At 63.5% G+C, this 11,471-nt stretch carries 11 protein-coding genes; 2 read left to right on the top strand and 9 right to left on the bottom strand.

Features of this window, described 5'->3' with window-relative positions; translation table 11 throughout:
• Positions 1–25: 25 nt before the first annotated feature.
• Positions 26–469: a type II secretion system major pseudopilin GspG gene (gene gspG, locus CSQ93_RS16520; protein ID WP_034751618.1), complete on the bottom strand. Its 444-nt coding sequence runs from the start codon at positions 467–469 to the stop codon at positions 26–28.
• 422 nt (positions 470–891) lie between these two features.
• Here gspG and CSQ93_RS16515 point away from each other — a divergent pair, with 422 nt between their 5' ends.
• Entirely contained in the window at positions 892–1,263 is a 372-nt protein-coding gene (locus tag CSQ93_RS16515) for a protease inhibitor I9 family protein (RefSeq protein WP_158301265.1), read from the top strand.
• Between the two features lie 6 nt (positions 1,264–1,269).
• On the opposite strand, the gene CSQ93_RS16510 is transcribed toward CSQ93_RS16515, so the two are convergent.
• The 5 genes from CSQ93_RS16510 to CSQ93_RS28900 form a co-directional block, all read right to left on the bottom strand.
• Positions 1,270–1,953 carry a LuxR C-terminal-related transcriptional regulator gene (locus CSQ93_RS16510; RefSeq protein WP_099378972.1) on the bottom strand — a complete coding sequence of 228 codons (684 nt, stop codon included), beginning with the start codon at positions 1,951–1,953 and terminating at the stop codon, positions 1,270–1,272.
• Positions 1,953–2,675: a winged helix-turn-helix domain-containing protein gene (locus CSQ93_RS16505; RefSeq protein ID WP_099378971.1), complete on the bottom strand. Its 723-nt coding sequence runs from the start codon at positions 2,673–2,675 to the stop codon at positions 1,953–1,955. Before CSQ93_RS16505 ends, CSQ93_RS16510 begins: the two co-directional genes overlap by 1 nt.
• Positions 2,676–2,795: 120 nt before the next feature.
• Entirely contained in the window at positions 2,796–3,452 is a 657-nt protein-coding gene (locus CSQ93_RS16500) for an NF038129 family PEP-CTERM protein (RefSeq protein WP_099378970.1), read from the bottom strand.
• 10 nt (positions 3,453–3,462) lie between these two features.
• Positions 3,463–6,477, bottom strand: coding sequence for an ExeM/NucH family extracellular endonuclease (locus CSQ93_RS16495; protein ID WP_099378969.1), 3,015 nt, complete (start codon positions 6,475–6,477; stop codon positions 3,463–3,465).
• A gap of 146 nt (positions 6,478–6,623) precedes the next feature.
• Positions 6,624–6,896 (bottom strand): hypothetical protein, encoded by a 273-nt coding sequence (locus CSQ93_RS28900; protein ID WP_158301264.1) that lies wholly within the window; start codon positions 6,894–6,896, stop codon positions 6,624–6,626.
• On the opposite strand from CSQ93_RS28900, the gene CSQ93_RS29495 reads away from it, so the two are divergent.
• A complete protein-coding gene (locus CSQ93_RS29495) occupies positions 6,895–7,617 on the top strand; it encodes a PEP-CTERM sorting domain-containing protein (RefSeq protein ID WP_233516213.1) in 723 nt (240 codons plus the stop codon). The two genes, CSQ93_RS28900 and CSQ93_RS29495, sit on opposite strands and share 2 nt — an antisense overlap.
• A 66-nt stretch (positions 7,618–7,683) precedes the next feature.
• Here the strand turns inward: CSQ93_RS29495 and CSQ93_RS16485 are convergent, their stop codons facing one another.
• From CSQ93_RS16485 to CSQ93_RS16475, 3 genes are all read right to left on the bottom strand, one after another.
• Positions 7,684–8,724, bottom strand: a complete 1,041-nt coding sequence (locus CSQ93_RS16485) for a TIGR03790 family protein (protein ID WP_099378968.1) — start codon at positions 8,722–8,724, stop codon at positions 7,684–7,686.
• A 74-nt stretch (positions 8,725–8,798) separates the two neighbouring features.
• A complete protein-coding gene (locus tag CSQ93_RS16480) occupies positions 8,799–10,253 on the bottom strand; it encodes a mannose-1-phosphate guanylyltransferase/mannose-6-phosphate isomerase (RefSeq protein ID WP_099378967.1) in 1,455 nt (484 codons plus the stop codon).
• Positions 10,250–11,428 carry a sugar phosphate nucleotidyltransferase gene (locus CSQ93_RS16475; RefSeq protein ID WP_099378966.1) on the bottom strand — a complete coding sequence of 393 codons (1,179 nt, stop codon included), beginning with the start codon at positions 11,426–11,428 and terminating at the stop codon, positions 10,250–10,252. The genes CSQ93_RS16480 and CSQ93_RS16475 overlap by 4 nt, the downstream gene beginning before the upstream one ends.
• Positions 11,429–11,471 lie beyond the last annotated feature (43 nt).

Here is an 11,471-nt window from a genome sequence, read left to right as displayed (position 1 = left end):
CGTAGGAAAAAGAATGGCGCTGGCGCTATTGCGAGCTGATGTCGGCGTTCTCGCCGCTGCCGCCCGGCTGGCCATCCTTGCCCATCGAGACGATGTCATACTCGCCCTTGCTGCCGGGCGCGCGGTATTGATAGGCATGGCCCCACGGGTCGAGCGGCACGGCCTTTTTCAGGTAGGGACCATTCCAGCGCGTGCCGGCGGCGGGCGGCGCGACCAGCAGCGCGGCCAGGCCTTCTTCCGTGGTCGGGTAGCGCCCCACGTCGAGCCGGTAGGTATCGAGCGATTTTTCAAACGCCTCGATCTGCGCCTTGGCCACCGTTACTTCGGACTTGCCCAATTGGGCGAAATATTTGGGGCCGACATATGCCGCCAGCAAGCCGATGATCACGATGACGACCAACAGTTCGAGCAAGGTAAAGCCGCGCGCATGGCGCGTTGCCGCAAGGTTCTGCCTGTGTGCTGCATGCATCCGGTAACTCCTTCTTGCCTACCTTCAATACGTTGCCGCCATGTGCGCCGCTAGTGGCCGCGCACAGGCGGTGCGCGCCTGCCTGATGCCTAAGTAACCCCCAATAAATTATTGTAATTTCTGACTTCCATAACCGGCGCTAGGCGGCGTTGCTCACTGCTAGCAATGCTCGCACTGCGTCGCAGCGAGCGCCTTGCATAGCATCCGGTTCTGTTCGTCATAAATTCACACTAATTTCCCGAGGCTTACTTAGCAGGCTACCATGCCGCTTATGGTTAATACAATCTTTTGTTTGTACTGAAAACAACAAAATTCCGAGGGAAAACATCGCGTTTTCCCTGACGCAAGTCGCGCGCCACCCGCCTTGCGACCGGCGTACAATCGGCGCACGAGCGGCCATGCGGCCTGCCTTGGGAGCTTGCATGTCTGCAATCCGTTTCAGCCTTGCCATCCTGGCCGCCGCCAGCGTACTGCCGGCCGGCGCAGCGGCGGCACAACGACAAGCATATATTGTGCAACTGGTGGCCCCGCCGCCAACAAGCATGGCAGCCGATGCGGCCCAACGGCAAGCGCAGCGGGAAGCCGGCCGGCGCGCCGTGCTGTCGCTGGTGCCCGACGCCACGGTGCAATACCAATATACGGCCGTGCTGAACGGCTTTGCCGCCCTGCTGACGCCGGACGAAGTCACGCGCCTGCGCGCCAGCCCGCTCGTGGCGCGCGTGGCGCCCGGCACCGAGGATCAGTTCAACGATGGCGGCACGCACACAACCGCCGCACCCCGGCCGCAGCGCTAAGCGGCTTCAGGCGGCCAGCAGGCGCAGCGCGATGCCGCGCGACACGGCTTGCGTGCGATTGCTCACACCCAATAATTTGTAGATGCGCTGCAAATGGCTTTTCACGGTCCCGCCGCTGATGCCGAGAATTTGCCCCACCTCCTCATTGCTCTTGCCGATGCTGACCCAGTGCAACACTTCCAGCTCGCGCGCACTGGCCGCGCGCGCCGCGCCGGTGGGCGCTGCCTGCGCTCCGTCCGGCAGCGCCAGCCAATGGATATGCAGGTAGGGCAGCAGCAATTCCAGCACATACGCCTGGCGCGCCGGGTCAGGCCGGGAGGCGCAGGAGGCGCAAAACAGGGCAAAAAAACTGCCGGCGCCCGCAGCCGCGCTGCCATGCACGAGGACTCCGTCGAGGATGGCCACGCGCCGCCCGCCTGCGCGCCAGGCTTGCGCCAGCCGCGCCACCTGTCCCTTGCGCGGGTCGCTGAGCGCCCGCACCTCGGCCTCGGCCAGCACCGCGCTATGCCAGGCCGCGCTGCGCACCACGCCGCCATCGGCGCCCAGCTGCGCGCAGACGAGCACGGCATGCGGCAGCAGCGCCTGCAGCGGCCCCTGGCTCCACAAAAAGAAATCGCCGGGCACGGCGATGCCATGCGCGCCGAGTATGGCGTGCAGCAGGTATTCCTGTTCCCGCCCCGTCAGCAGCATCAGGCGCGCACGGCGGTGTCAAAGGCGTCAAGCGCCAGGTAGCGATAGCCGCTGCCGCGCACGGTTTCGATGCGGTGGCCGCAGCCGCCCGGCTGCAAGGCTTGCCGCAAGCGTCCCACGTGGGCGTCGACCGTGCGTTCGTCGAGATACGCGGCATGGCCCCACACCTGGTCCAGCAGCTGCGCGCGGCTATGCACCCTGCCCGGATGGTGCATGAAGAAATGCAGCAACTTGAATTCCACGCGGCCCAGATTGACGGGCACCTTGCCGGCCGTCACGCGCCGGGTGTGCGGATCGAGGCGCAAGGCGGTGGCGCTGGCCGTGCTTGCGCCTGCACGCAAGGCCGCAGGCGCGCGCCGGCGCAGCAGCGCATGCACGCGGGCCAGCATTTCGCGGGGGCCGACAGGCTTGCACAGATAATCGTCGGCGCCGCTGTCCAGCGCCAGCACCTTGTCCTGTTCGCTGTCGCGCGCGCTGAGCATGATGATGGGCAAGTCGCACAGCACGCCATCCTGGCGTACCTGGCGCAGCAGCGCGATGCCGGACGCATCCGGCAATTCCCATTCCAGCAACAGCACGTCGGGCGGGTCAATTGCCAGCAGCGCCAGCGCGCCACGCGCATCCACGGCGCAACTGACCCGGTAGCCGGCGCCCGCCAGGTTATGCGCCAGCAGCGCTTGCATGGCGGGCGCCGGGTCCAGCACCAGGATATGGCCAGGCATCGATGCATCTCCCGAAAAAAGTTGGCGGCAGTCCATGAAAAACTAGACTACCCGACAAGTTTTTTACTATGCATCAAGCGTAAAACGGTGACCAATACAATTTAGTTTCCTGATTTATAGCTATTTCAAATAAATAGACGATGGGCGTGTGGCGGATTGACGGCGGCGCAGGGCAAAACCGATCAGCGCCAGGCCGCCCGTCAACATCATCCATTCCGACGCTTCCGGCACGGCCGAGATCGTCGCGATGCTGGCGTAGCTGCTGCCCGTAATGCCGGCGGGCAAGCCGCCGTTCAGCGGCGTCAGTTCGAATTGCACGAGGTTGCCATTTGCATTGCCCAGGTAAGTGGTGCCGGTGTAGTCGAGCAAGCCTACGCCAAATGTCGTGCCCGCGTTGCCGGCCGTGCTCAGGAAATCACCGCCGAAGACGACGTTGAAACCGAACTTGCCGCCCAGGGTCACGTTGTGAAACCAGTCGTTGTAGGCGCCGCTGTTTCCAAAGGTCAAGGTACCGGGCACGCTGCCGCTGACATTGCCTTCCAGCGATTCCAGCGCGCCGAACGCGCCCGAAAAATTGCTGAGCACGGCGCTGGCGCCGGGCACGGGGCTGTTACCGGCGATAAAGGCGAAGTCGAGGAAACCGGCGCCCGAAAACTGGCTCGTGTCGATTTCCACGCGATAGCCGAGCGGATCCGCCAGTGCCACGCTGGAGCTGGCAGCCAGCATGGCGCCCAGCACGGCGCGGCGCAGAGCCAGATTAAGTGTCGTTGTCAGCATGATGGTGTCCTTAGAAGTTGCCGGCGAAAATGCTGGCGGAATAATGGATCGTCACTTTCGACGGATTGGTGAAACTGACGGCAAACGAGGCCGTCGCGCCCGGCGCCAGGCTGGCCGCGTTGACGGTGACATACTCGGCGCCCGCATGGCTGCCCGTGGCATTCGCCAGGGTCACGCCAGCCGGCAAGCCGCCGAACACCACCTGGAACGGACCGTTCAAGGCGCTCATGCCCGTGTTGGTAAACGAGAACGTGCCCGTGTATTTTTGCGTCGCGCGGCTGTACGTGAGGCCCGAGCTGGTTGTCGCCACGCCGGCCGTGACGTCGCGGTAGGCCGGTTGCAAGTCCAGGCTGATGACGACGGGATCGTGGTCCGAGGCGCGGTAGGGCAAGCCGTTGTACAAGTCTTGCGGCTTGGCCGAGTCGATGTTGTAGTCGATCATTTCCGGCTCGTCCGCATTCACATGCCATTCGGCCACACCGGCCACTTGCGGGCTCAGCGACGCACTGGCCAGTGCATGGTCGAGGTAGCCGCTCTGGCCGCCGAATACGTACGAATACGGCATGCCGGACGGCCGCACGAAACGCTCGAGTTCGTTGACGAAGCCGACGCCCGTGATGACCTGGATCGGGTCTTCCGCACCATATGAGTTCAAGTCCCCGATGACCAGCACGTCCGCGTCGCCGGCAGCGGCCGCCACCTGCGGCACAAAGCTGCCCACCAGGCGCTGGGCTTGCTGCACGCGGGTGGCGTTCCAGCAACTCTGGCTATCGTTCTGGTCCGCATCCAGCCCGCTCGAGGGGCAGCTGCCCTTCGATTTCAGGTGATTGACGATCAGCGAGAATTTCTCGCCATTGCTTGCAAGAAAAGTTTGCGCCATCGGTGGCCGGTTGTTGATGGCGTTGGCGTCCGACAAGGCGCCGCCCACCAGGCCCAGCTTGCCTGGCTTGTAGATCATTGCCACGCGGATGGCGTCCGTGCCCGTGGCGGCCGGTTTCGGCACGACGGCATACGTGACGCCGCCGATGGCAGCGTTCAACTGTTCGACCAGGTAAGTGACGGCTATTTCGCCATTGTTCTGGATTTCCATCAAGCCCACCACGTCCGCATCGATAGCCTTGAGCTCGGCGACGATCTTGTCGCGCTGGCGCTCGAACTCGGCCAGGTTGTCGGCGCCGCGGCAATTGCTCTTGGTGGTCGATGCGCCCACGGTACAGCCCTGCCCCGTCTGGCCAAAGATATTGTTGCCATTCGTAAAGGTCGTGAAGAAATTCAACACATTCGCGCTGGCCACCTTGACGTTGCCGGATGGCAGTTCCGGGCTGCCCGTGCGCGGATTGTCGCGCGAGAATTGCGGCGTTTGCGTCGGCTGCAATTTGTAGGCGGCGCCGCCACCGCCGATGGCACCGAAATCCACCACGCCCGTCAAGTCGGCCACCGTATCGCCGCTGCGCACGGTGTTGTCCTGGCCAAGATACGGAATGCTGGGCGGCGTGACGAAGATGCCATCATCGAGCACAATCAGGTTGTTCGCATTGGCGGCGATCAAGGCTTGCGCCTCGGCGGAGCCAGCCGGATGGTGATTGGTCGGCACTTCGCGCCGGCCCGCCGACAGGGTCAATTCACCGCGCGCGCCCAGATAGGCGTTTTGCGACACGGTCAACGGTTGCGTGAAGCGCACCAGCATGCCTTCCACGGCGGCCAGGTTTTCGTTCGGTAAGGTTACATTCGTCGGCACGATGCTGTGGCCCGCGCTTTGCACGAGGATGGCCGTCACGTCCTTGAATTCCGTATAGGAATTTTTCGCGCCCGAGGGCGTGTATTCGACCACCGTGCCCGTCACGCGCACCAGTTCGCCCGGCTGCACGGTGGTGGCCGTCGCGCCCGTGTATACAAAGATACCGTCCGACGTCGATGGGTCGCCATCGCCGGCCGCGTCCTGCATGAAGAAGCCCGTGCCCACTTTCAAGGTCACCACGCCTTGCGTCGTTTGCACGGAATTGGCGTAGGGGCTGGTGGCGCCCGCGCCCTGGATTTGCGGAATCGTGTGGCTGACGGCGGCCAGGCCTTGCACGGCGACATCGATCTTGCAGCTGGCGCTCTGCTGCTGGTCATTGCTGAAATTCACGATGACGGGATAATTGCCCACCGGCACGCCAGCGGCCACCAGCAGGCTGACCATGGCGCTCTCGCCCGCCACGCCGGCCGCGCTGAAGTTGCCCAGGCTGATGCCGGCCACGGCGGGCGAGCTCAAGATAGCGGCATTCACGACGCCATCCACGTCGGACGCGCGCAGCACGGCGCTGCCGCCATTGCCCACGGCCAGGGCCAGGCTGGCGGGGCAGCTGGTGACGATCTGGTGCACGATAGGGCCGCCGCACACATTCAGTGGCGAAGCCGTATTGCGCGGCGTCACGCTGCCGGTGGCAAAATCCACGCTGTTATCGTCCGTGTCGCCGCAGCCGCCATTCGCGCGCAGGATAGACAAGGTATTCGAGGGCGCTTGTGCCACGGCCCCTTCAAAGCCGTTGGCCGTGCCGAAGCCGACCAGGTCGATGACGGCCGCACCCGTGGGGCTGGCGCCCGTTTGCGCCGTCTTGTTATTACTCAACAGTACCTTGCCTGCCGTGCCGGACATGGCCAGGCTGCCCGTGGCGTCCGGCGTCGGCAAGTCCTGCGTGCCGCCCGCGCCCTTGGCTTGCTGGACCAGCAAATACTGGCCAGCTTGCAAATCGATAGCCGGCAAGGCCGTCACGGACCAGCTCGTGCCAGCGGCGGATGCGTATTGCACGCTCCAGTTGCTCAGGTCGACGGGACTGGCGCCACGGTTGAACAGCTCGATGAAATCGTTGCGGTACACGGCACCCGTGTTGCCGCCGCCCCCATACACCTGGCTGATGACGATGTCGGAGGCGGCCAGGGCTGGCAGGGACAGGCTGGCCAGCACGGCGGCCATGACCGTCAGGCGCAAGTATTTACGCAGGGACAAGGGCGAAACGGACGAGGCGGCAAGGTGGGAAGTCATGGTTTTCCTGGTCAGTAAAATGACAACGAACTTATGATTTGCATACGAATGTACATACTAAACAGGCTGCATGACGAGTTGATGACATTTCATTAAGCCGAACGGAGTAACGCGCAGCCAGGATGCACGCCCGCGGCCGCATGTCATCAGTATCCATTCAACAACGCCATGCCTTGCAAAGCAATCCCGGCCGTTACACGGCCGCACAATATGATATAATTCAAACAAATAAGTTTAGTTCCTGATAAGAAATTGAACGGCAACACCAGACCCAGTAGTGCAGGCCCCATCCATGCCTGACCTTGAAACGCACTCCCCACCTTGCTCGCAACAGTAGCCTGGACGGGAGCGGCAACAATCGCATGTGGACACACGCGCCGAGCGGCGCACCCTTCCATGCTTTTTGAGAGATCGATCATGCCAACACCAATTTTCACGCCAGCCTCTTCCCGTCCCTTGCTGCTGGCCGCAGCCTTGATGCTGTTCGGCGCCAGCGCCCAGGCACAAACGGCCGCGCCTGCGCAAAAGAATGAAAAGAATTGCCAGGCCAGCACGCAATCGGCGAATGGCAATACGAAAGATGCCAACCTGGACGGCACCTACAGCGCTTGCAGCCTGGCCAATGGCTTCATCGGCTCCGGCACGCGCACCAACGACGGCTCGAACAAGACGCCGGAATTTGACGGCATCGTGTCCGACCAGGAATTCCGCAATTCGTCATCGGCCGAGAATAATCACCGCCTGGCCGCGCGCCAGTTGCCTGACGGTGCCGGTGCCGGCGAACCGCGCAAGGTGCTGGCCAGCGGCGACCGCGACTTCCGTTTTGCCACGCGTGACTTCGTCGCTTCCGAAGAAAACCGTCCCTTCGACGATGGCCCAGGCTACCGTGGCCCGGGCCGTTCGTATCTGGGCCGCAGCGGCGACACCCAGGCACCATTGATCGTTTCGTCGTCGCTGGGTGAAAACTTGCCCACAGGCAGTAACAGTGTCGGCGGCGGCGGTTCGGGTGGCGGCTTCACGGGCGGCAGCATCATCCCCGTGACGCCGGAAATCCCGGCCGTGCCGGAACCGGAAACCTACGCCATGCTGCTGGCCGGACTGGGCCTCGTCGCCCTGGCGCGCCGCCGCAAGAGCAAATAACGTTGCACATTGCAGCATAAAAAAAGGCCCGCAAGGGCCTTTTTTATTATCTGGAAGAATCAGGTTTCAACGCCGGAAGCCCGCATACGGGGCGGCCAGCGGGTCGCCGATGAACAGGCCCTGGGCCGGCCACAGCACGCTGCCCCAGTACGCTTCCAGCGCCGTGCTGCCGGACAGGTAGCGGCGCAGCAGCACGGTCGGATTGGGAAACTTCTGCCAATAGCTGCACGGTTCGCTGACGGTGCCATAGCTGGCCGTCGCGCCCGCCTCCAGCCAGCGCTGGCTGCTCATCTGGCTACTGCCCTGCAAGTCGCCGCCAAACGAGGTCAGGTGGTCGGCCAGGGCACCGGGCAGGAAACGCAGGGTCTCCAGCTTGGCCACCTTGGCCAGCCCCGTCTGGTACACCATGATGTCTTGCGCCCCTTCCAGGCTGTCCGCCTTGAGGTTCTTGACGGTCAGCTTGCGCTGGCGCACGACACCGGCGGGTGGAAAGAAACCGGCCCGGCTGTTGCGCGCCGCGTCGCTGGTGGTCAGGTAATACGCGCTGGCGGCCGGCACGGAAAAGCCGCTGACGGCGCCGCGGTCCACCACGGCCTTGGCCTCTTCCACGAAATCGATGGGCAGCAGCATCGACAAACGCAAGCCCAGCTGCGTGTAAGGCTGCGCCACCTCGCTGTTGAAATACGCGCTGGGCTTGCCGGGATCGCACGTTTTCGCGCATTGATCCGCGTCATAGCCAAGTGTGAATGCGGCCGTGATGGCATTGCATTCGACGGCATACGGCGCGCTCCACACCATCAGCACGGCCTGGATTTCGGGTTTCAGCTGCGCATTGATGCGTTCCTTCAACTGCGCGAACTGATCGATGCTGAGCTTGCGGGGGCGGTTGGGAATGTTGACGTGCGCCACATTGGCGGCCGGAATGCCATGCGCCTTGCGGTAGTACTCGCCCACTTCGATACTGTTGGGCTCGGCATCGTTGATGACGATGGCCAGCTGCGATGCCTGCAATCCGGGCGGCGCGACCGCAGCGGCAGGGGCGGCAGGTGCATCGGCATGGGCGGCGCCGGCGGCCAGCGCCAGCGAAAGACAAAGGAAGTTGCGCAAGGGTCGGTGCACCGGTAAGGGAGGGATCGGAGGCAGGCGGCCAGGGGCGCGACTGCCCTCCGATTATAGCGCCATCAGGCGCGCTGGTAGACATCCTCCAGACGCACGATGTCGTCTTCGCCCAGGTAGCTGCCCGACTGCACTTCGATCAGGTGCAAGGGCAGCTTGCCCGGATTTTCCAGCCGGTGCGTCATGCCGATGGGGATGTACGTCGATTCGTTTTCCGTGAGTAAAGTCACCTTCTCGCCGCAGGTGACTTGCGCCGTGCCGCTGACGACCACCCAGTGTTCGGCGCGGTGATGATGCATCTGCAAGGACAGCTTGCCGCCCGGATTGACCGTGATGCGCTTGACCTGGAAGCGCTCGCCGATATCGATGCCTTCATAACTGCCCCACGGGCGGTACACCTTGCGGTGCTGCACGTGTTCGCTGCGTCCCGCCTGCTTCAAGTGATCGACCACCTGTTTCACGCGCTGCACCTGGTCCTTGTGCGCGATCAATACCGCATCGTCCGTTTCCACCACAATCAAGTCCTGCACGCCCAGCACGGCCACCATGCGGCGCTCGGCGCGCACCAGGCAATTGCGCACGCCATCGAGATACACGTCGCCACGCACCACGTTGCCATTGGCATCGCCTTGCTGCACTTCCCACAGGGCCGACCAGGAACCGACATCGCTCCAGCCGATGGCCGCCGGCAGCACTACCGCATGCGCCGTATGCTCCATCACGGCATAGTCGATCGAATCGGATGGACAGGCGGCGAAAGCCTGCTCTTCCAGGCGGCAGAAATCGAGGTCGCGATAGCCGTCGCGCACGGCCGTTTCGCAGGCGGCCAGCATGGCTGGCTGGAATTGCCCCAGCTCGCCCAGATAGCGTTCGGCGCGGAACATGAACATGCCGCTGTTCCAGAAATAATTACCGGCGGCAAGGAACGACTGCGCCGTGGCAAGGTCCGGCTTTTCCACGAAACGCTCGACCTTGCAGCCCACGGCGCCCGGATTCACGGGCACGCCGCTGCGGATGTAGCCATAGCCCGTTTCCGGCGCCGTCGGCACGATGCCGAAGGTGGCCAGCGCGCCATCGGCCGCCAGCAGCGCCGCCTCGGCGATGGCCTGGTGGAACGCGGCCACGTCGGTGATGACATGGTCGGCCGGCAAGACCAGCATCAGCGCCTGCGGGTCGATGGCCAGCAGGTATTGTGCGGCCACGGCCACGGCCGGCGCCGTATTGCGCCCCACGGGTTCGAGCAAAATGCCCAGCGGCGGCAAGCCGATCTCGCGCAGTTGCTCGGCCACCATGAAGCGGTGCTCATTGCCGCACACCACCAGCGGCGGCATGACGTCGAAACCGGCCAGTCCGCTATCGCCGGCACGGCGGTTCGGCAGGCTGGTCACGCGCAACGCCGTTTCCTGCAACATGGTCTTGTCCGTTACCAGCGGCAACAGTTGCTTGGGCAACACGGCGCGCGACAGCGGCCACAAACGGGTGCCCGAACCGCCGGACAGGATGACTGGGTAAATTTTCATGGCTTCATTTCAAAAACAGTATATTGGGCAGCATACAGGGCCGGCGGCGTTTCGTCGCGCCGCAGGCTGCGCCGGTCGCGCGCATTGCCCCAGGCATCTTTTTCATAGTCGGAGACATGGCGCATCTGGCCGGCACGGTCGACACTATAATCCTTGAAGACGATCATTTCATCAAGCACCACGCCAGGCAGCACGCGCGTGTACTCGAACAGCACGCTGCGCACCACTTCGGCGCCGCCGCAGACATGGCTGCCATGGCCGATCCAGGCCGGCCCGATAATGGTCGTGCCCGCCTCGATGCGGCAGCCCGAGCCGATGTAGACGGGGCCTTCGATGCGCGTGCCGCCGCTCCAGTCGATGCTGGTGTTCAGGCCGGCCCAGACGCCATCGGCGATCTGGGTGCCAGGCACATGCAAATGAGCAACATTTCCCAGCAACACACTTTGCAGCACTTCCCAGTAATCCTTGATGCTGCCGATATCGATCCAGTTGTACTGGCGCTTTTGCGCATAGAAGGGCAAGCCTTGCGCGACCAGCAAGGGAAACAGTTCCGAACCGATATCGAAGGGCTGGCCAGCGGGAATCAGGTCCAGCACGGCCGGCTCGATAATATAGATACCGGTGCTGACGCAATTGGACAGCGCATCGGCCTGCGCCGGCTTTTCCTGGAAGGCGCGGATGCGCCCGTCGTCGTCGCTGACCACCACGCCATAGCTCGACACCTTGTCCCACGGCACTTCCAGGGTGATGACGGACGCCAGCGCACCCTTGCTGCGGTGTTCGCGCAGGGCCGCTTCCAGGTCGAGGTCGATCAAGGCGTCGCCGCACAGCACGATCGTCGTGTCGTCGAAAAAGCCGCCGAACTCCTGGATCTTCTTCATGCCGCCAGCCGAGCCGAGCGGCTGCGGCACGACCTCGCCCGCATCGTTCGTATAGCCTTCGAAGGAATAGCCGATGCGCATGCCGAACTGGTGGCCTTCGCCGAAATACTCCTCGATCTTTTCATGCAGGTAGCTGACGTTGACCATGATGTCGGTCACGCCATGCTGCGCCAGGTGTTCCACCAGGTAAGCCATCACGGGCTTGCCCAGGATGGGAATCATGGGCTTGGGCAAATCATAGGTCAGGGGCTGCACGCGCGTGCCCTTGCCTGCTGCCAGTATCATTGCTTTCATCGTCACACTGCTCCATCAGGGTTGAGGATGGCTGGCCAGGCGG

The organism is Janthinobacterium sp. BJB426, assembly GCF_002735705.1.
In the GTDB taxonomy this organism is placed as follows: Bacteria; Pseudomonadota; Gammaproteobacteria; order Burkholderiales; family Burkholderiaceae_D; genus Janthinobacterium.
Note: the sequence above shows the minus strand (reverse complement) of the source record. Positions and strands in the feature narration are given on the sequence as shown.